The organism is Priestia megaterium (assembly GCF_023824195.1).
Taxonomy (GTDB): domain Bacteria; phylum Bacillota; class Bacilli; order Bacillales; family Bacillaceae_H; genus Priestia; species Priestia megaterium_D.
Genome location: NZ_CP085442.1, coordinates 426,118 through 447,375 on the forward strand (window position 1 = coordinate 426,118; position 21,258 = coordinate 447,375).

General features: G+C 37.3%; 19 protein-coding genes and 2 riboswitches. Of the genes, 17 read left to right on the forward strand and 2 right to left on the reverse strand.

All coding sequences use genetic code 11. The features are described from left to right. Window positions 1-103: 103 nt before the first annotated feature. Window positions 104-218: riboswitch (TPP riboswitch) on the reverse strand. A gap of 81 nt (window positions 219-299) precedes the next feature. Then, window positions 300-590 carry a hypothetical protein gene (locus LIS78_RS02320; RefSeq protein ID WP_209150875.1) on the reverse strand — a complete coding sequence of 97 codons (291 nt, stop codon included), beginning with the start codon at window positions 588-590 and terminating at the stop codon, window positions 300-302. A gap of 458 nt (window positions 591-1,048) precedes the next feature. Between LIS78_RS02320 and LIS78_RS02325 the strand changes: the two genes are divergently transcribed. The 5 genes from LIS78_RS02325 (at window position 1,049) to LIS78_RS02345 (ending at window position 6,481) form a co-directional block, all read left to right on the forward strand. Next, window positions 1,049-1,873, forward strand: coding sequence for an undecaprenyl-diphosphate phosphatase (locus LIS78_RS02325; protein WP_209150876.1), 825 nt, complete (start codon window positions 1,049-1,051; stop codon window positions 1,871-1,873). A 273-nt stretch (window positions 1,874-2,146) separates the two neighbouring features. After that, window positions 2,147-2,286: riboswitch (cyclic di-AMP (ydaO/yuaA leader) on the forward strand. Between the two features lie 106 nt (window positions 2,287-2,392). Continuing rightward, window positions 2,393-3,652, forward strand: coding sequence for a glutamate/proton symporter GltT (gene gltT, locus LIS78_RS02330; RefSeq protein ID WP_098239943.1), 1,260 nt, complete (start codon window positions 2,393-2,395; stop codon window positions 3,650-3,652). Between the two features lie 212 nt (window positions 3,653-3,864). After that, window positions 3,865-4,896, forward strand: coding sequence for a sporulation integral membrane protein YtvI (gene ytvI, locus LIS78_RS02335; protein WP_013055188.1), 1,032 nt, complete (start codon window positions 3,865-3,867; stop codon window positions 4,894-4,896). Window positions 4,897-5,059: 163 nt separating this feature from the next. Then, window positions 5,060-5,665, forward strand: coding sequence for a DedA family protein (locus LIS78_RS02340; protein WP_195781327.1), 606 nt, complete (start codon window positions 5,060-5,062; stop codon window positions 5,663-5,665). A gap of 24 nt (window positions 5,666-5,689) precedes the next feature. After that, window positions 5,690-6,481, forward strand: coding sequence for an EcsC family protein (locus tag LIS78_RS02345; RefSeq protein WP_252284592.1), 792 nt, complete (start codon window positions 5,690-5,692; stop codon window positions 6,479-6,481). Between the two features lie 132 nt (window positions 6,482-6,613). Here LIS78_RS02345 and LIS78_RS02350 read toward each other — a convergent pair whose 3' ends face one another. Further along, complete coding sequence (locus tag LIS78_RS02350) at window positions 6,614-7,933, reverse strand: APC family permease (protein WP_252284593.1); 1,320 nt, start codon at window positions 7,931-7,933, stop codon at window positions 6,614-6,616. Between the two features lie 321 nt (window positions 7,934-8,254). On the opposite strand from LIS78_RS02350, the gene LIS78_RS02355 reads away from it, so the two are divergent. The 12 genes from LIS78_RS02355 to LIS78_RS02410 all read left to right on the forward strand — a co-directional run bounded on the left by LIS78_RS02355 (window position 8,255) and on the right by LIS78_RS02410 (window position 21,244). Then, on the forward strand, window positions 8,255-8,800 hold the full coding sequence (locus LIS78_RS02355; RefSeq protein ID WP_252285318.1) for a hypothetical protein: 546 nt from the start codon (window positions 8,255-8,257) through the stop codon (window positions 8,798-8,800). A 19-nt stretch (window positions 8,801-8,819) separates the two neighbouring features. Beyond that, a complete protein-coding gene (locus LIS78_RS02360) occupies window positions 8,820-11,045 on the forward strand; it encodes an alpha-galactosidase (protein WP_252284594.1) in 2,226 nt (741 codons plus the stop codon). Window positions 11,046-11,193: 148 nt separating this feature from the next. Continuing rightward, window positions 11,194-12,189, forward strand: a complete 996-nt coding sequence (gene bioB, locus LIS78_RS02365; protein WP_252284595.1) for a biotin synthase BioB — start codon at window positions 11,194-11,196, stop codon at window positions 12,187-12,189. 241 nt (window positions 12,190-12,430) lie between these two features. Beyond that, window positions 12,431-13,009, forward strand: a complete 579-nt coding sequence (locus LIS78_RS02370; protein ID WP_025753238.1) for a glycerol-3-phosphate responsive antiterminator — start codon at window positions 12,431-12,433, stop codon at window positions 13,007-13,009. Window positions 13,010-13,029: 20 nt separating this feature from the next. Beyond that, complete coding sequence (locus LIS78_RS02375) at window positions 13,030-14,145, forward strand: ABC transporter ATP-binding protein (protein WP_252284596.1); 1,116 nt, start codon at window positions 13,030-13,032, stop codon at window positions 14,143-14,145. Next, complete coding sequence (locus LIS78_RS02380; protein WP_209150881.1) at window positions 14,142-15,077, forward strand: carbohydrate ABC transporter permease; 936 nt, start codon at window positions 14,142-14,144, stop codon at window positions 15,075-15,077. The genes LIS78_RS02375 and LIS78_RS02380 overlap by 4 nt, the downstream gene beginning before the upstream one ends. After that, window positions 15,074-15,886, forward strand: coding sequence for a carbohydrate ABC transporter permease (locus LIS78_RS02385; RefSeq protein WP_195781319.1), 813 nt, complete (start codon window positions 15,074-15,076; stop codon window positions 15,884-15,886). Before LIS78_RS02380 ends, LIS78_RS02385 begins: the two co-directional genes overlap by 4 nt. A 13-nt stretch (window positions 15,887-15,899) precedes the next feature. Further along, entirely contained in the window at window positions 15,900-17,240 is a 1,341-nt protein-coding gene (locus LIS78_RS02390) for an ABC transporter substrate-binding protein (protein WP_195781318.1), read from the forward strand. Window positions 17,241-17,326: 86 nt separating this feature from the next. Next, the gene (locus LIS78_RS02395) at window positions 17,327-18,064 is read left to right on the forward strand and encodes a glycerophosphodiester phosphodiesterase (RefSeq protein ID WP_195781317.1); all 738 of its coding nucleotides are present in this window, start codon (window positions 17,327-17,329) and stop codon (window positions 18,062-18,064) included. A gap of 463 nt (window positions 18,065-18,527) precedes the next feature. After that, the gene (locus tag LIS78_RS02400) at window positions 18,528-18,851 is read left to right on the forward strand and encodes a DUF3870 domain-containing protein (RefSeq protein WP_014461787.1); all 324 of its coding nucleotides are present in this window, start codon (window positions 18,528-18,530) and stop codon (window positions 18,849-18,851) included. A gap of 93 nt (window positions 18,852-18,944) precedes the next feature. Next, window positions 18,945-20,111: a DUF819 family protein gene (locus LIS78_RS02405; protein WP_209150882.1), complete on the forward strand. Its 1,167-nt coding sequence runs from the start codon at window positions 18,945-18,947 to the stop codon at window positions 20,109-20,111. A gap of 59 nt (window positions 20,112-20,170) precedes the next feature. After that, the gene (locus LIS78_RS02410; protein WP_195783330.1) at window positions 20,171-21,244 is read left to right on the forward strand and encodes a dipeptide epimerase; all 1,074 of its coding nucleotides are present in this window, start codon (window positions 20,171-20,173) and stop codon (window positions 21,242-21,244) included. Window positions 21,245-21,258: the final 14 nt, after the last annotated feature.

A 21,258-nucleotide genomic window follows, 5' to 3' on the forward strand; every position in this document is an offset into this window, starting at 1 on the left:
TCCGGTTTCGCATAAAGTGTAGCTATACCGAACCATAAAAAAATCGGGTTCTGTGATAGACAGAACCCGATGGAATAGGCGAAAAAAGAATAAACATATACTATTCTTTTCAAGACTACTTCCCTCCGCTGGTATAACCCAAATCAGGTTCAAAGGGTTAAAGAGTTTTATTGCACTCTTCTCTCAGTCTGAGCTATCAGACACCCCTAGTAGAAATAACATTCAAATTATTCAATTTACGGCTTAAGTTTACCATCATTCGGTAAAAAATCAACCCCTAAATAAAAAAAGTTAGACAATTAGTGTTGTCTAGCAGCATCGATTGCAATCACAATAGCTGTAATAATATGCATGATAAACCCTAAAAATGGAATCCAAGCAACCAGTGAAGTAACAATCCCTAGTATGTTTCCATAAGCAGATAACCCTCGTCTATTAGCTAAAATGAGTGTGATAGCATGAAGAATAAATCCAATAAAAAGAGGAGTATAACTAAAGCCGATAACAATCCCCGCGCCAATTAAAGGAATTCCCAGCAAGGCTTCATACCCAGCAGTGACCCATTTCATTGTACGTACATTTCCATTCATAGTAAAAAGCCTCCTAAAAAAGATACTACTATATACGAGAAAAGAGAGAAAAAAGTTTCAAATTACTTAGGGGATATGTCGCATAAGCAAGCACTAGTTGATTAAAATGATAGATGACAGTAAAGGAGGATGGAAAAAATATAATGATTTAGTCATTTTTTCACACTACAGAAAAATAGTCTATATGATTCATTTTTAGCTAAGGGACCGGAACTTATACCGAACATAGTGACTACTTTTTAAAATAAATAAAAGCTGATATCGTGTTTTTTGGTTATAGCATGTAAGGTTTTTATTACAAATTATTAAAGATTCTTATCTTTTTGCAAATACACATTGTATTTCATAGTTTTAACAATTATGATAAAAAAGCAAGTGTCAAAATAGGAAAATAGATGAGCATGTAAAACGAAGCGATAAGCTTATTAATTTGAAAGAAAGGCAAGGTACATAGCTTTATGTGGGAAATTATTGTAGCAATCATTTTAGGGATTGTAGAAGGTTTAACAGAGTTTGCTCCTGTTTCGTCAACTGGGCATATGATTATTGTGGATGACCTGTGGTTAAATTCAAAAGAATTATTTTCATCTCCAGTAGCTAATACATTTAAAATTGTTATTCAGCTAGGGTCGATCTTAGCAGTAGTTGTTATTTTTAAAGATCGTTTTATTAATTTATTAGGATTGGGAAAAAAACCAGCTGCTCCAATTGGACCGACAAATCGCTTGAATTTAATGCAGGTAATTGTTGGTCTGTTACCCGCAGGAGTGTTAGGACTTTTGTTTGATGATTATATTGATGAACATTTGTTTTCTTTAAATACGGTGCTAATTGGCTTAGTGGTCGGAGCTGTATTAATGATTCTAGCAGATTTGTTTGGACCTAAACGTCCGCGTGTAGAGACGGTGGACCAAATGTCTTATGGACAAGCACTGGGTATAGGACTGTTTCAATGTATTGCTCTTTGGCCAGGTTTTTCTCGTTCAGGCTCAACGATTTCAGGAGGGGTTCTTCTTGGAATGAGCCATAAGGCAGCCGCAGATTTTACATTTATTATGGCAGTGCCAATCATGGCAGGAGCAAGTGGACTTTCATTGGTTAAAAACTGGCAGTATTTCACATCAGATGCACTACCGTTTTTTATTGCTGGTTTTATCAGCGCCTTTATTTTTGCGCTGGTATCTATTCGCTTTTTCCTAAAATTAATTAATCGTATTAAATTAGTGCCGTTTGCGATTTATCGAATTATTTTAGCAGTTATTCTATATTTTGTATTTTTATAAAATAAATAAGCGTGTATTATAGCCATTTAAACTTCCGATAGAGACTTAAAAAGCAAGAAAAAGCTATTGCAATGTTGCAATAGCTTTTTTGCATAAATATATATTATCGTCTTTTGAAAGCGTTTTATAAACATGGGTATTGACAAAACGTGTCGAAAAATAGTAAATTAATATTTGTGCAGTATAAAGTTAAGTAAAAGTAAGACTTCTGTTTAGTTTTATTGACTGTAAAAAACGTATGACAACGTATAGATCGTTTTAATTTTATAAAAACTGAATAATAAGCTTAATCGTATAGAGCGGGGGAATCATTATCGGCAGTAAAGCTGCCTTGGGGTGAATCCTTACAAAAGGTAGGAAACTCTCAATTCCGAATCCGACAGTTAACCCCGTTTGCTTTATTGAGAGAAAGAGCCCAAAATAGCGTAAGTAAAAGGCTGTTCTTTCTTAAGAATAGTCTTTTTTTGTTTTTTCAGAAAAGTATATACAAATGTCATACATCTTTGGGGAGGTACATCTATGAAAAAAATTCGTTTTGGTTTGGCTACGCAGATTTTTACCGGATTAATCCTCGGTGTTCTTGTAGGGGTAATTTGGTTTAACGATCCGCGTGTAGTAACATACCTACAGCCGCTAGGAGACTTGTTTTTAAGATTAATTAAGATGATTGTTATTCCAATTGTTATCTCAAGCTTAGTCGTTGGAGTTGCAGGAGCAGGGAGCGGTAAACAGGTCGGAAAGCTCGGCGTTAAAACCATTCTCTATTTTGAAATTATTACGACTTTTGCAATTGTAATCGGTGTATTGATTGCTAATATTTTTCATCCTGGGCAAGGTGTAGACATTCATTCAGCACAGAAGAGTGATATTTCACAATACGTTGAAACATCTGAACAGCAAGAAGGAAAGTCAGTGGCTGAAACTTTCTTACACATTGTTCCGACAAACTTTTTCCAGTCAATTGTTGAAGGAGACATGCTAGCAATTATCTTCTTTACAGTGTTATTTGCACTTGGAGTAGCGGCAATTGGGGAAAGAGGAAAGCCAGTTGTACAATTCTTCGACGGCGTTTCTCACGCAATGTTTCACGTGGTAAACCTTGTAATGAAAGTGGCTCCAATTGGTGTATTTGCTTTAATTGGTGTAACAGTTTCAAAATTCGGCTTAGATTCACTCCTTTCATTAGGAAAGCTTGTTATCTTAGTTTACTTAGCGTTAATTTTCTTCCTACTTGTTGTATTAGGAGGAATCGCGAAATGGGCAGGAATTAACATTTTCCACTTATTCCGCTATATGAAAGATGAACTGTTGTTAGCATACAGTACATCTAGTTCTGAGACAGTTCTTCCGCGTATTATGGAAAAACTTGAAAAGATGGGCTGTCCAAAAGCTATCGTATCGTTCGTTGTACCAATTGGTTATACATTTAACCTAGATGGTTCCGTTCTTTATCAAGCGATTGCAGCGTTATTCTTAGCGCAGGTGTACGGTATTGATTTAACGATCGTTCAACAGCTGACGCTCATTCTTGTATTGATGGTTACATCTAAAGGAATGGCTGCAGTGCCAGGGACATCATTTGTTGTATTACTGGCTACTCTTGGAACAATCGGTGTTCCCGCAGAAGGATTAGCCTTCATTGCTGGAGTAGACAGAATCATGGATATGGCACGTACGGTTGTTAACTTAGTAGGAAACACACTAGCAGCAATTGTAATGTCTAAATCAGAAGGCAAATTTGACCCTAAAAAAGGTACAGAGGTCATGAGGGCCGGCTAATTTATAAATTAAAAAGCTACTTATTCTATTCAAAAAATTAGAATAAGTAGCTTTTTTCATAATAATTCCTTTATTATTATGGGAATTGACCCTATAATATGTAACATCAGGTATAAAAATATCCAAATTTTATTCTTACATAAAGCAGTCACTGGTTCCTTTCTTTATCAGTAAATATAGAGATAGCTTAGCTAGTAGGGGGATAGTAGAGTATGTGGAAAAAGCGAATATGGGTCATCGCCTCGATAGTAATCGTATGTTTGTTAATCCCTTACAGTTTACCGATTGTGTTTGCTTTATTAACAGCATTAGCACTTGAGGGGATTGTTCAGAAATTGCATCAATCTTTTAAAATGAAGAGAGTCTATGCAGTGCTTATGACCTTCATTTTATATGTTGTTTCGCTCATACTTATTGGATTTTTTATTGTTCGGACAATCGTTACGCAAGTGGTTGCTCTTTCAAAAATAGCGCCTTCATTTGTAAAAGAAATCTATGAAACCGCGATTTATCCAACTATTATTAAGTGGAAGTACTATTCAAACGCTCTTCCTACAGAAGTGATTTCTTCTATCGAGCGCACGCTTGAAAAAACCGTAAATTCATTAGATTCTCTATTAAAAAGTACCGTAGAAATCATTATTAGCTTTGCCGCTACTGTTCCTGGGTTTCTATTAGAGTTTCTTATTTATTTAGTAGCGCTTGTATTTATCAGCCTTGAGCTGCCTGCTATTAAAAATAAAATTAAGTCATTCTTAACAGAAGAAACGAAATATAAGCTACAAGTTGTCATCACTCAGCTTATCCAAGCGGGGGTTGGTTTTATCAAGGCACAAATTATCTTAAGTGTCATGACGTTTGTAATGGCTTATGTAGGGCTTTGGCTATTAGATGTTCCGTATACCGCGCTGCTTAGTTTATTAATTGTAATTGTCGATATCTTACCAATCCTTGGGACAGGCTCGGTGCTCGTTCCATGGGGGATTTTTGCTCTTACTCAAGGGCATGACTCATTAGCAATCGGCTTATTTATTCTATTTGGAGTCATTACGGTAGTAAGACGTGTAGTAGAACCAAAAGTATTTTCTACAAATATGGGTATTTCACCTTTGGCTGCACTAGTTAGTTTGTACATTGGATTTAAACTTTTAGGTTTTGTCGGGTTATTTTTAGGACCGGCTTTAGTTATTTTATACGATGCTCTTCGTAAAGTAGGTATTATTCAAATTAACTTTAAACTATAAAAGCGCTGGATAAAACTAGCGCTTTTTTTTATTGAAACTTTTGTAGTACGTAATACGTAAAGAGGGAAAGGAAAAAACTATGCCGCGTCGTTGGTTTTTATCTATCAATCGGCTAAATTATAGTTTTGCAGTCTTAGATTTAATGACATGAGGAGGAGAATTTTTGTTAGAGTCGGTTTTACTTTCTTTAATTGAAGCGCTAAAACAGCTCTCTTATTTTGGCGTAATTTTAGCATTAACGTTTGAGTTTGTCCCCGCAGAGCTTGTTTTACCTTTAGTGGGGTATTGGGTGTATCAAGGTGATATGAATTTGTATCTAGCTATCCTTGCAGGCACAGTAGGCGGTGTTTGTGGACCGTTGACTCTTTACGCATTGGGACGTTACGGTGGACGACCGCTAGTTTTAAAATATGGGAAATATTTTTTGGTGAAAGAAAAAGAAATTGATGCTGCTGATCGCTTTTTTAATAAGTACGGCGGCGGGGTTGCTTTTTTTGGACGTTTTATTCCAGGAGTACGCACGGCAATCTCTTTTCCGTGCGGGATGGCAAAAATGAATGTATGGCTGTTTTCCATTTACACATTTGTTGCGATGCTTCCAGTAACGGCCATCTACGTATATTTAGGTTATAAGCTAGGGCCTAAATGGAAAGAGGTGGGGCCGATTGTGTCTCAATATATGCAGCCCATTGGAATCGGAATTGTTGTTTTAATTGCATTGTTTTTTATCATTAAATATGTGCGAAATAAACAAGTAGGACAGGGTTGATAAATCAAGGAAAAGAGTGAGGATATGTCAGAGCATGAACAGTTGAGAGTAGAATTACGAAAAATTGAAAAATGGGAAAAAGACCAAAAAGGACTTTTTTTCTGGGAGAGGCTGGCTCGCTTGCCTTTTTCAGCTTTAGATAAAGTAACGCCAAAGTTCATTCATCAAAAAATAGAAAAATTATTAGATGAAATTGCTAAGTATGTCGATAATGGAGGTCAGTATTTAGCTAATACGTCTGCCACGCTAGAGAAAGCATCAGCCCAATTACAAGAAAATAAGCAGCTTTCGATAGAGGATATTCAGCATTTATCTCTGCAAGAAATGGATGAATTGGCGGAGCATTTTATTGAAGTTCGAAAAAAGAACGCACAGATTCAAGGAGCTACAACCGGAGTAGGTGGAATTTTTACACTGGCTATTGATGTTCCTTTTGTATTGGGACTTACACTTAAGACACTGCAAGAAGTGGCTGTTTCTTATGGGTACGATCCCACTGAGCAGGAGGAACGTATTTTTATGGTCAAATGCATGCAGTTTTCGTCTTCAGATATTGTAGGGAAACGTGCAATCTTAGAAGAATTAGCAAGCGGCAATCGAACGCAGAGCTTGCAGCAGCTCCAAGGTTGGAGAGAAGTGTTTCTAACCTATAGAGACAGCTTGGGATGGAAAAAGCTATTTCAAATGATTCCTATAGCAGGAATGGTATTTGGGGCGTATATTAACAAACAAGCGATTACTGATATAGGAGAAGTTGGAATGATGCTCTACCGTAAAAGGCGCATTTTGGAAAAAGTCTCACAATCTAAAAAATAAAAAGAGACTAGTACGAAAGTATTTTAGTTGAAGAAAAATCCGAACGAGTTTGATTCTTGGTTGAGAATCAAATACGTTCGGATTTTTTCATTGATATAGTAAACGTAGCTTTCATGTGCTAAGTCTATTTCCTTAATCAAAATGAAAAGTAGGAATGGTAATAGTATTTTTTCGTCTGGCAATCAGTAAATAAATAATTCCGATTATACTCCATACAATACCGATAAATAAGGATGTTGTTTCTAAGTTAAGCCACATAAAAAATAAAAATAAAAATAAACTGCCAAGTAAAGGCATAAGTACATATGAAATATATCCACTGAAGGATCGTTTGTTTTGATGAATAAAATAATGGATAAAAACCGCTATGTTTACTGAACTGAACGCAATTAAAGCACCAAAATTAATTAAAGAGGTAGCTTTTTCAAGAGACAGACCTAGTGAAATTAAAGAGAGGCCACCAATAATCACCACGTTCCAAACAGGCGTCTTTGTTTTAGGGTGAATATAGCCAAAAATTCCCCGAGGCAGATAACCATCTTTCCCAATTGCATAGAGAAGTCTTGATGCACTCATATGTGAGACAAGTCCAGAAGCAATAGTTGAAGTCAAGGCCGCTGCTACAAAAATAGATTGAAAAAGCTGGCCGCCAATTTTATAAGCGATCTCCGCTGATGCACCTTCTAAATCATGAAACAAAAAGACTGAAGGGAAAAGAAGCTGAGCAAAGTAAGAAACTGTGATAAATAAGGCGCCTCCCGTACATGCAATAATAAGAATCCCTTTAGGAATGGTTTTCTCAGGCTTAAGTGTTTCTTCGGCCATGGTGGTTACAGCATCAAATCCTAAAAAAGAAAAGCATAAAATAGCTGCTCCGTTTAATAACAGAGATATAGAGACCGATTCACTTATAAACGGTTTAAATGATAACTCTTGGCCTTGAGTTGTAGCACTTAAAATAATAAAGATAATAGCTACTAAAATTTGAAAAGCAACTAATAGCGTACCAAAAGAAACGGTTAAATGAACGCTAAAAATATTCATTATGGTCATGATGACAACAAAGCTGATAATCCATACGGCCTTTGGAACACCTGGAAACAGAGAGCTTAGGTAAATATTTGTCAAAAGTGCATTGATCATTGGCAGAAATAGATAATCAAGAAGAGCCGTCCATCCTAACAAAAAACCAATGCTTGGATTCATTACTTGCTGTGCGTATGTATAAGAGGAACCAGCTCCGGGAAAAGCTTTTACCATTTTTCCGTAACTAATGGCTGTAAATAAAATAGCAATCAACGTTAATGCATAAGCGCCTGAAACATGTCCATCTGTTGATTCAGTTACAATGCCAAATGTATCAAAAACGGCCATAGGTGCCATGTAGCCTAAGCCTATCACGACGATATGCCATAATTTTAGTTGTTTAAGAAGAGAAGGTTCATGATTCATATTTGTCATCCTTTCTGTGTATAATCATTCTTCATTTTTTATTATTATACTATATTATTAGGTTTGTCATCTTTTTTTGAAAAAGAAGAGAAAATTGCGCGCTAAGAGATAAAGAGCGTTTAATTGATTACTAGATAAAGCAAAAAAATGCTTTTTTTCACTTTGATTTTTACCATTGAGTCTAGAAAGTATTTTACATAAAATGAAAGAAAGTAAAAAAGCTTCGTTTAGGATGATCTACTTGTAATAAATACGAAAACAAACTTTTGAATGCGGTTACATCTTTGTAGGTATACAAAGTTAAGAATGATGGTAAAGGAGATGAAGGAAGTGATTGCTACACCCTATATAAACTTGGAGATAAACAAGGAACCAGGTGTGCATGTCGTATTGGATGAAACAAAAAAAGATGGTGTTTATTTTATTAAATTAACGGTCAAGTCGACTAAAAAAAGAATTCTTCCAAAAATGGCGTTAAAATGGAGCGTTCCGTTGTTAGATATTCAACTATATAAATCTTTACAAACTAGTAAGGGCGATGTGAGTGCCTCTTTTGTTCATTGTTTTATGAATAAGAATGGTTCTAACCGCTACACCATTGCATGTTCAGACATACGTCATCCTATTCTGTGCGCTCCTAATTGGAAAGAAATGTGTCTAGATGTAGAAATGACCTTATTTAGTGAAAGCACTTGGTCTCTTCATAGCTATGAAACTGAACTGCGAGTAGACACAAGAATGGTTGAAACAGAAGAGTTATTCAAAGATTTAGCGAAATGGTATGAGAGAAAAGAGATTAATCTAGCATCTGCTTTTGAGCATGCAACGGCAATAGACGAAAGAGGAAATGTCTCGTTAGATGTTTGATGGTAAGGAGAGGGATAAAGTGGGAATCTTATTTAATGAACGTACAAAGGAATTTCACCTGCAGGGACGCGATGTAAGTTATATCTTTTCAGTGTTGAGAAACGGGCAGCTCGGTCACTTGTACTATGGAAAAAAGCTTAGGCACCGTTCATCTTTTCAGCATTTTTTACGTGTAGAAACAAGAGGAGCTAGCGCTTCGGTATATGAAGGAGAACTAGCATTTTCTCTTGAAACAATCAAACAAGAGTATCCTTCTTATGGAACAACAGACTTCAGAGAGCCAGCCTATCAACTTCTTCAGCAAAATGGAAGCCGAATTACAAATTTTGAATACGATAACCATAAAGTTTACGAAGGTAAGAAGCCATTAAATGGCTTACCTGCGACATATGTAGAAGAAGAGAGTGAAGCCACAAGTGTAGAAGTTGAACTGATTGATAAATTGCTCAATGTATCACTTATTTTAACGTATACCGTTTACGAAGACCGAAATATTATCACGCGTCATGCACGATTTGAGCATGGGGGAGAAGAACCAGTCGATATTTTACGTATCATGAGCGGCAGCATTGATTTGCCTACATCAAATTATGAAATGGTTCAGCTTTCCGGTGCGTGGATTCGAGAAAGACACGTTAAAACACGAATGCTTCAGCCTGGTATTCAAAGTATTTCTAGTGCGAGAGGTACAAGCAGCAGTCAGCAAAACCCATTTTTAATTTTAAAGAATCCAGCTGCAACTGAACACAGTGGAGAAGCGTATGGTTTTAGTCTTGTATACAGCGGAAACTTTCTTGGACAAGTGGAAGTAGATCATTATAATGTATCAAGAATAACGATGGGCATTCATCCTTTTGATTTTCAGTGGCGACTAGAAAGTGGACAAACTTTTCAATCACCAGAACTAGTACTGGCTTATTCAAATAGCGGGCTAAACGGTCTTAGCCAAGAGTATCATGAGCTTTATCGCAAGCGTCTTGCTAGAGGAAAATGGCGGGATTTGGAGCGGCCAGTTTTAATTAATAACTGGGAAGCTACGTATTTTGATTTTAACGAAGAGAAAATTGTACATATTGCCAAAGAAGCGCAAAAGCTAGGCGTTGAACTTTTTGTATTGGATGACGGCTGGTTCGGTAAACGTAATGATGATACAACTTCTCTTGGAGATTGGTTTGTAGATGAAAATAAGCTTCCGGGCGGTATGAAGTCATTGGCTCAAAAAGTAACGGATTTAGGTATGGACTTTGGGTTATGGTTTGAACCTGAAATGATTTCAAAGCAAAGCAACTTGTATGAAAAGCATCCAGATTGGTTGATTCATGTGCCAAATCGTCATCAGTCTCATGGACGAAATCAATATGTGCTTGATTTTTCACGAGAAGAAGTAGTGAATTATATCTATGAACGAATGGAAGCTATTTTAAGTGAAGCACCTATCTCTTATATAAAATGGGATATGAATCGAAATATAACGGAGATTGGATCTGTTGGGCTGCCCGCGAATCGTCAGTTTGAAGTAGTACATCGCTATATTTTAGGTGTGTATGATTTATATGAGCGACTAACAAGGAAGTTTCCGGATATTTTATTTGAATCATGTGCAAGCGGGGGCGCTAGATTTGATCCGGGAATGCTTTATTATGCTCCTCAAGCTTGGACGAGCGATAATACGGACGCGATTGAACGTCTGAAAATTCAGTACGGCACGTCTTTTGCCTATCCAATCAGTTCAATGGGAGCACATGTGTCAGCCGTACCAAATCATCAAGTACGCAGAGTAACAAGTCTAGAAACAAGAGGAGACGTTGCGTATTTTGGCGCATTTGGTTATGAGTTAGATGTTACGCTGATGACAGAAGATCAAAAAGAAACGGTAAAAAAACAAATTCATTACTATAAAAAACACCGATCTCTTATTCAAAATGGCACGTTCTATCGATTAAAAAGTCCGTTTGAACAAGATGGAAATGTGACTAGCTGGATGGTTGTTTCATCCGATCAAAAACAGGCAGTCATCGGTTATTATCAAGTATTGGCTAGACCAAATCCTTCTTATGAACGCATTGAGCTAAAAGGGCTTCATCCTGATTATGAATATACAGTGATGGAAACAGACCAAACAGCTTATGGAGATGAGCTCATGTACGCAGGGATTGCTCTAACTCATGAGTATCCAGGTGTTGAAGCATATGATGAAAAATCTGGAGACTTTGTATCGGTTATTTACACACTGCAAGCGCAATAAGCAAAAAGCCACTTCTATATCATAGAAGTGGCTTTTTTGAGTTAACTATTAATTATACAGTGTTGACATAAAAGGAGAAGTAATGGTAACTTTTAGTTATAATTGTTAACTTTATATTTTTTTAGTTTACTAAAGTGGAGGGGAATCGATGGAAACCACAAGTTTAAGAGGTTGGAAAGCACTTGCTCAGTCTATTATTAAAGGGAAAAAAATTACATATAACGAAGCGCTTCAACTTCTTCATGTACCGGATGAAGAAGTGTTAGAGGTCATGAATGCCGCGTACTTAATTCGTCATCATCATTATGGAAAAAAAGTAAAGCTCAATATGATTATTAATACTAAATCGGGTTTATGCCCAGAAGACTGTGGATATTGTTCGCAGTCAATTGTATCAGAAGCGCCGATTGATAAGTATGCGTGGTTAACAAAAGAGAAAATTGTAGAAGGTGCTTTTGAAGCTCAAAAAAGAAAAGCAGGTACATATTGTATCGTGGCGTCAGGCCGCCGCCCTACTGATAAAGAAGTAGCGCACGTAGTGGGAGCAGTAAAAGAAATTCGTCAAAAGACAGACTTGAAAGTCTGTGCCTGTCTAGGGTTTTTAACAGATGATCAAGCACACGAACTAGTCGAGGCGGGTGTTCATCGCTATAATCATAATTTAAATACTCACGCTGATAACTATGACAATATCTGTTCTACGCATGGCTATGAAGATCGAGTCGATACGGTTACTACATCTAAAAAAGCAGGTTTGTCACCTTGTTCCGGTGCGATTTTTGGAATGGGCGAGACAAATGAACAAGCCGTTGAATTAGCTTTTCAAATTAAAAAGTTAGATGCAGATTCTATTCCATGCAACTTTCTTGTTGCCGTTCCAGGAACGCCTCTAGAAGACAAAAAGGCGTTAAAGCCAATGCAATGCTTAAAGCTGTTAGCGATGATGCGTTTTGTAAATCCAACCAAAGAAATTCGAATTTCAGGAGGCAGAGAAGTCAACCTCAGATCACTTCAGCCGCTTGGTTTGTTTGCTGCAAACTCAATTTTTGTAGGTGATTATTTAACGACTCAAGGTCAAGAACCTACAGCTGACTGGGGTTTAATTGAAGATTTAGGATTTGAAATTGAAGAATGTGCACTGTAAAGCCGTTGAGAAATCAACGGTTTTTTGATTTTTAGGAGATTTACAGGAACTATACGGTTTTTTACAAAACTCAACAGCTTCTTTATATTTCCTTCATAAATAACCATTATTATAAAACATGTGAACGATAAGTGAATAGTTACTAAGGTTATGAAATTGAGAAACCACAAAAAACAATAGGTCTATATCAATACCCTATGCGTTTTTTGTGGTTTTTTGTGAATGAAAGGAAGGCATCGTTTTGAATAAGGAAGCAGATTTCTTACAACAGCTTGGGCAAGACCGTTTGATTGCATCCATTAAAAGCCCAAAAAATTTAGAACAATTTTTAGAAACAGAGATCCAGGCCGCCTTTTTATTAACGGGCAATATTAGTGTTATTAAACGCTATGTAGATTTACTCAAACAGCATAATCGAACGGTTTTTTTACACGTTGAAAAAATTCCAGGGATTAGCTATGACCGAGAAGGGCTTAAATTCCTTGCTAAGTTTGTAAAGCCTACAGGTATCGTAACCACTAAAAGTTCACTCATTAATTACGCAAAGCAAGAAGGACTGGTTGCTATTCAGCGGCTGTTTTTAGTTGATACAGACGCGGTAGCACAAGGGTTGAAAACCGTTCAAGATATTAAACCGGATGCATTAGAACTAATGCCAGGATTAATTCCGGAGATGATAGAGAAAGTCGTTAAAAAAACAAGTATCCCTATTATTACAGGTGGACTCATTCAAAATGAAAGCCATATCCAAGCGGCTTTAAAAGCAGGAGCTACGGCAGTTTCTACAGGGAAATCATGGTTGTGGAAAAAATATGAATGAGAGAGAAAGGAGCGTTTTTAATGAAAAAAGTAGAGCTAGTTAACATCGGGAAGTCATACGATCAAAAAACAAATGTTATTCAAGATATTAACGTCACAATTGAACCGGGAGAGTTTTTCGTACTAGTAGGTCCTTCAGGATGTGGGAAAAGTACAATGCTGAGAATGATTGCCGGATTAGAAGAAGTCACGCAGGGAGAGCTACTAATTGGAGATGTAAAAGCAAATAAACTGCTTCCAAGTCAGCGCGATTTGTCAATGGTGTTTCAAAACTATGCCTTATATCCGCATTTGACAGTGGAACAAAATATTCTTTTTGGCCTGCATACAAAGAAAATTTCAAAGCAAGAACAGCAAAAGCGCTGCAGGGAAGCAGCAGAGATGCTTGGTTTAAGTGAATATTTAAAGAGAAAGCCTAGACAGCTTTCGGGAGGACAGCGTCAGCGCGTAGCGCTCGCACGTGCTATTGTTACTCATTCGCCTATTTGCTTGATGGACGAGCCGTTATCAAACCTAGATGCGAAGCTGCGAGCAAAGATGAGATCGGAAATTCGCCAGATTCAGCGCAAGTTAGGTATTACGATGATTTATGTTACGCATGATCAAACGGAAGCGATGACGATGGCAGATCGAATGATGATTTTAAATGGAGGAAATATTCAACAAGTTGGACGTCCGCTTGATATTTACAATGCACCAAAGAACACGTTTGTAGCATCTTTTATAGGCTCTCCCCCTATGAATTTATCAAACGTTTCTATAGAAAATAACTTACTAGTTTTTGAAGATAGAAGAGCTATTTCTATGAGTACACCAAACAGTAACCTTAACGGTAAAAAAGAAGTTGTGGTTGGAGTGAGACCTGAGCATATACAGCTTGCGACAAACGATAATACGAGTTTTATTGTGGAGGTAGATAATGTAGAAATTCTAGGAACGGAAACACTGCTTACATTTCATATGGGTGACAAGCAGTGGATGGCTAAGTGGAACGGTCAATGGAATATAAAGGTGGGAGAGCGAGTTCCTATTTTTATCGATCCAAAACACCTGTTTTTATTTGATGGTGATACAGGTTCATGCTTGCACTACGAACCATTAACAGAAGATTTAACTGTAAAGGGGGCATTTGTATGAGTGCTGTTACCAAAACAGCAAACTCACCTGTTTCTGTTTCAGCAAACCCAAAAGAAAAAAAATCAATGCCTACTATCATTGTTGGACTATCTTATTTACTGCCATCCTTACTGTTATTTAGTGTATTTCTTTTCTACCCAATGATTAAGACATTATATTTAAGTCTTTTTATTACGGACACACAGGGAAATCCCTTAAATTTTGTAGGACTGCAAAATTTCTTATATCTATTTACAGATCCTAATTTCTTACAAAGTATGAAAGCTACTTTTCTATTTGTACTCTACACAGTGCCTATTGGCTTAATTATTGCATTATTCCTAGCGCTAATCGCAAATGAAAAGCTGAAAGGAATTGGTTTTTTCAGAACAATGTTTTCATCTACGATGGGAATGAGCGTAGCGGCTTCTTCTGTGATTTGGATGTTTATGTATAATCCGACAATCGGGGTTATCAATAAAGTATTAAACCTTGTAGGGATTCATGACGTGCAGTGGTTATTAGATCCTAAATATGCATTGGTTGCTGTGTCTATCTCTACAATTTGGATGAACATTGGGTTTACCTTTTTAATTTTACTTGGCGGGTTACAAAATATTGATGAAAAGCTGTATGAGAATGCGCGTATTGCTGGAGTTAGCTATTGGTATCAGCTCCGTAAAATTACGCTTCCTATGCTTTCGCCAACGCTGTTTTTTATTATCACCGTTTCGTTTATTAACGCGTTTCAAACGTTTGGACAAATTGACATTTTAACAAAAGGCGGACCTACAGATTCCACAAATGTCATTGTTTATTCAATCTACAAAGATGCATTTGTAAACTATAATGTTGGCTCTGCAAGTGCTCAAGCTACAATTTTATTTTTCTGTATTCTACTGGTTACCGCTCTTCAATTCAAGCTTGGAGAAAGGAAGGTACATTATCAATGAGCATCACGAGAAAATGGACAACTTATTCGTTACTCATTGCAGCTACTTTAGTATTGATGTTTCCTATTCTATACGCTTTTTCCATTAGTTTTATGAGTGGAGCGGAAGTGTTGGAAGGAAAGATTTGGCCGTCATCTTTTTCATTTGAAAATTATCGAGCTGCTTTTGAAAAAGTTCCGCTGCTTCATTATTTAATTAACAGTTTTGCAGTGTCTATCTTCGTCATGGCTGGGCAGCTGTTAGTTTCGAGTTTGGCCGCTTTTGCATTTGTATTTATTAAATTTAAAGGAAGAGATGCTATTTTCTTTCTCTTTATTTCTACGATGATGATTCCATGGGAAGCAACGATGGTTCCTAACTTTTTAACAGCACAAAAGCTAGGATGGATTAACAATTATTTAGGATTAACGATTCCTTTTTTTGCTTTAGCGTTTGGGACATTTTTATTGCGTCAACAGTTTAAAACCATTCCGAATGAGTTATATGAAGCTTCTCAAGTTGCAGGGATCAGCCGCTTTCGTTTCTTTTGGAACGTCGTGCTCCCCGTGTCTAAAACAAGTCTAGTTACGCTTGGTGTATATAGCTTTTTAACAACATGGAATATGTATTTATGGCCACTATTAGTGACAAATACAGAGGATGTTCGTACCGTTCAGATTGGTTTAAAGCAAATGCAAACACAGGAGATTTCAACTGATTGGGGAGTGGTTATGGCCGCTGTCGTTGTTGTTATCTTACCGACATTATTACTATTATTCCTAGGTCAAAAACGTCTTCAAAAAGGATTAACCCAAGGTGCAATTAAATAGGAGAGTGAATGTGATGAAAAAGATATTGGCTATCGTAACGGCATGCTTGCTAGTTATTCTAGGTGCTTGCTCAAATTCAACTGGTTCTTCGGAAGCGCAAGAAACAAAAAAAACAGCATCAGGTAAAACAGAAGTCGTATTTTGGCACGCTATGAGCGGTGACCTTGAAAAATCACTCAATAAAATTGTCGATGAGTACAATAAATCTCAGGACAAAGTCAAAGTAAAGCCTGTTTTCCAAGGAACGTATGAGGAAGCACAAACAAAATTTAATACAGTAGCAGGAACAAAGGATGCACCGGCTATTATGCAAACGTTCGAAGTAGGAACGAAATTCATGATAGACAGCGGTAAGATTCAGCCTGTTCAAAAGTTTATCGATCAAGACCACTATGATACTTCACAGTGGGAGAAAAACATTTCAAGCTATTACCAAGTAGATGGAAAGCAATATTCAATGCCATTTAACTCTTCAACACCTGTTCTTGTTTACAATAAAGATGCTTTTAAAAAAGCAGGGTTAGATCCTGAAAATCCTCCAAAAACATATGATGAATTAAAGGCAGCTGCAAAGAAATTAACAGAAAAACAAGGAAATAAAACATCGCAATACGGTTTTTCAATTCTAAATTACGGATGGTTCTTTGAAGAGCTAGTTGCTTCTCAAGGCGGCTTGTATGTAGATCACGAAAACGGCCGTAAAGGTGATGCTGAGAAGGCAGTATTTAATGGAAAAGAAGGACAAAACGCATTTAATTTAATCAATGATATGTACAAAGAAGGTACATTCTACAATGTAGGGCAAAACTGGGATGATATGCGCGCAGCATTTCAATCTAAAAAAATTGCAATGTTCCTGGACTCATCAGCAGGTATTAAAACACTAGTAGACAATGCTCCATTTGACGTAGGCGTATCTTATATTCCTGTCCCAAAAGAAGAGGATCGCCAAGGAGTAGCTATCGGCGGAGCATCTTTATGGATGTCTAAAGGAATCAGTGATGAAACATCAAAAGCAGCCTGGGACTTCATGAAATATTTAGCAACACCAGAAGTTCAAGCAAAATGGCACGTAGAAAGTGGATACTTTGCAGTTAACCCAAAAGCGTATGAACAAGATATTGTGAAAAAAGAGTGGGAGAAATATCCGCAGTTAAAAGTAACGGTTGATCAGCTTCGTGAAACAAAGCCTACTCCAGCTACGCAAGGTGCTTTAATTTCTGTGTTTCCTGAATCGCGTCAAAAGGTAGTAACAGGGATGGAAAGCCTGTATCAAGGAGTAAAGCCAAAAAAAGCACTTGATCAAGCAGCAAAAGAAACAAATAGAGCATTAGAAGTAGCCAATCAAAAATAACGTATGATTACCAAGCTCGTCTTTCAAGTTATTTTGAGGACGAGCTTTTTACTTAGTGAATGACTAGTTAGGGGAGATAGAGGACAATGAATACTTCAATTGATCTTTATGCGCATCGCGGCTTTAGCGGACGATATCCTGAAAATACAATGATTGCATTTGAAGAAGCTAGGAAAATGCAAGTTGCAGGTATTGAATTAGATGTACAATTAACAAAAGACGGGGAAATAGTAGTTATTCACGATGAACGAATTGACAGAACGACGAATGGAATGGGGTATGTTCAAGAATTTTCATACAAACAGCTGCGTTTATTCGATGCTGGAAGTTGGTATGACTCTCGTTTTTCTAAACAATCGATTCCAACATTAGTAGAAGTGTTTGAGTGGATGATGGACAAAAAGACAAAATTAACGGTGAATATTGAATTAAAAAATGACCGAATTTACTATCCAAAACTTGAAGAAAAAGTTCTTCGTCTAATCGATGAGTTTGATTTAGAAGATCAAGTTATTTTGTCATCTTTTAACTATGATAGCTTGGCTAAAGTGAGATCTCTCCATTCATATATACCAACAGGTTTTTTATTTGAAGGGGTGAGCGAGGATGCGATTGGAAAAGCGAAATCGATAGGAGCGCACCTACACTGTGATATGTCGTTTGCTCTTTCTTCATACGGGAAAAAAGCAAAGCAAGAGGGATTAGACTTACGAGTATATACAATTAATGAAATGAATGACTTTTTAAAGCTCCAGCAGGCTTCAGTAAAAGTAGTGATGACAGATTACCCTAACCGTTTTCCCTCTATAATGTTCAAAGGATGACGTAGAAAGAAGCCGGGACAAAAGTATTTGAGCCAAAGTGAAAAACGAACCATTGATCAAAATGTTTGATTAGTGGTTCGATTTTTTGGTTATGGTGAACGTGAGTTTCATCTGTTTCGTTCCTTCTAGCAGTTGATTGGGGGGCAAGGCGAAGACTCCCGCGGAAAGCGAAGTCTTGCATGGAAATCAACTGCGGTGTAACAAGCGGTTCAGCTCATGTATCCCATTTGTTCGTCTTTAGGTTGGATTAAGTTCGTTATGTCTCAATCTCTTTTTTTACAAAAAATATTATTCTATTCTGAATAGTATAAAAGTTATATTGTGAAATTGTTTTATAGATGATATATTGAGAATAGATTATAATGTTCCTTGTGAAAGCGAATACATGTTGCGTAGCTCCGCAAACGTTCATTTGCCGGTCCCTAGCATCGTCTGTTATCTCTTTTAGGAGGAATAAAAAATCATGTATGATCAAGATACTATCTACATTATTGGAGATGCCAAAGCTCCTCAAAGCAATCCGATCACTAAAAAGTTCAATCAGTATTTTTTAGGATTGGTAGTTGATAAAACAAATGGGAAAATTATTGATGTGGAATGCTCAGCGACGATTGAGCTGACCGTTCGATTTGTTCAATCGATTTTTATTGGACGTCACATAAGTGATCCCACCCTTACAGACGAAATTAACAGCCGCTATTTTGGGTCTTCCCAAAAAGCACTGGTGGTAGCGTTTCATGATGCACAGAAAAAATATCAGCAAATAACAGCTGCTTTGTCTACATAGACCTAGATGAAATCCAGCCTGACGTTTTCAAACGTTGGGCTGGATTTTGTTTTGTATAAAAACATTTTCATGGAGATGAAGGGGGAAGAATGAATGATTCAAGATGGATTTATGTATGTGAGTGTGTTAACTGCCTTTGCTGCGCTCATGGTAGGAATTGAAAAAAGATTTAAAGCCAATCGATTTTTTAAATTTATCCCGGGTATCGTACTTATTTATATAGGAGCTGCTCTTATGCAAACGGCAGGATTATTTGGAGATAGCGAATCAAATGTCGCCATGTATACGGGTGTTAAAAATGCACTGCTTCCGGCCATGCTGATGCTTATGCTGTTAAAGTGTGATGTTCGAAGTGTAATTAAACTTGGTCCAAGAATGCTGGGAGGATTCATTGTTGCGGTTTTTAGCATAATGGTAGGTTTTATCCTCGTCTATGCCATCTTTAAGAATTTCTATGTAGAGGATACGTGGAAAGCTTTTGGTGCTTTATCAGGAAGTTGGACGGGAGGATCAGCTAACATGGTTGCTCTCCAAGGGATCTTGGATGTTCCAGAAAATATATTTGGCTACGCTCTTATGATGGATACGATTAACTATGCCGTATGGGTTATGTTTATGTTTTGGCTTGTACCGTTTGCATCTAAATTTAATAAATGGACAAAAGCAGACGTCAGCTTTATTGAGAATAGTATAGATGAAGTCGCAGCAACTTCTGAAAGCGCAAAAGAAGGCCCTCAGTTTCAGCATCTTCTTTATTTACTTGGTCTAGGTTTGTTCGTTTCGGCATTTTCTACATTTATCGGAGGGCGTTTGCCTGAAGTGGGAGCCGTTATTAATGCAACGAGCTGGACGATTATGATTGCTTCTGTCGTTGGTCTAGTGCTTGCTGTAACCCCAGCAGCAAGAATTCCAGGTACGCTTGATGTATCCAACGTTATGTTATACATCGTTGTAGCGCTAATTGCTTCTCAATCGGATTTTTCAAATTTAGCTCAGGCTCCTATTTACTTAGTATCTGGTTTTCTTATTATGTTTGTGCACTTAGTGATTATGCTGTTGCTAGCTAAACTATTTAAATATGATTTATTTACGCTCGGGGTAGCAAGTTTAGCTAATATTGGCGGGATGGCGTCATCTCCAATGCTTGCAGCTGCTTATAACCGTGCACTGATTCCGGTAGGAGTTATTATGGCTCTGATGGGTTCCTTCTTAGGTACTTATTTTGGTATGATGATCGCCAAAATTTTAGGGGCAATCTAAGGATAAACCAAAATACGTATGGAAGAATATGTGTGCTAAATGGAAAGGAAGCGATTGAAATGATAATTAAAGAGATAACTGTAAAGTATCAAACCGTTCCACTGCTTGTTCCGTTTAAAACAGCGCTTCGAACAGCAACAGAGATAGACAGCATAAGTGTAGAAATTCAGTTAGAAAACGGAATAAAAGGAAAAGGAGCGGCTTCGCCAACATATGTTATTACAGGCGATTCTTTAGAAGGCATTCAAGCTGCACTTCAAGGGCCTATTAAACTAGCGTTAATAGGGGAGGATATACGTCAGTTTCAAAAACTCTTAAAAAAAATTCAGAGCTGCTGTATTCACAATTCAAGTGCTAAAGCGGCTGCTGATATCGCTTTGCATGATGCTTATACAAAGTTTCTCAACATTCCTTTATATGCTTTCTTGGGCGATAAGCAGCCTATCTCTACGTGTATGACGATAAGTGTTGATACACCTGAAAAAATGGCTGAAGACGCACAAAAAAGTGCAGCGGACGGATTTGACATTTTAAAAGTAAAGGTAGGTTCAATTCCTGAGCTAGACCTTGAGCGCATTAAACATATTCGATCTGTCATTCCGGATCATGTAAAACTTCGTTTGGATGCAAATCAAGGATGGACTCCAAAACAAGCAGTGCAATTAATTAATGAAATGGAAACTCTCAACTTTGGTATTGAGTTGGTAGAACAACCTGTCCCTGCTCATGATTGGGAAGGGTTAAAGTTTGTGACTGAACGAGTAAACGTACCCATTATGGCAGATGAGAGTCTATTTTCTGCCAAAGATGCATTAAGGCTTGTAAGCGGGCGATACGTGGATCTTTTGAATATTAAGCTAATGAAGTGCGGAGGAATTAATGAAGCAAGAAAAATCGCAAGTATTGCTGAGGCGAACGGTGTTGCATGTATGATTGGAAGCATGATGGAACCATCACTTTCCGTGGGAGCAGCTGCTCATCTGGCAGCCGCTCATCCGAATATCACGTATTTTGACTTAGATGCTCCTCTTTGGCTTTCAACTGAACTGGATGTGTTAAAGTACAGCGGTCAAGAGGTTTTCTTATCAGATCTTCCTGGAATAGGGGAAATCACCGTTCCTATCTCAAAATAAAAAGGTAGTAATAT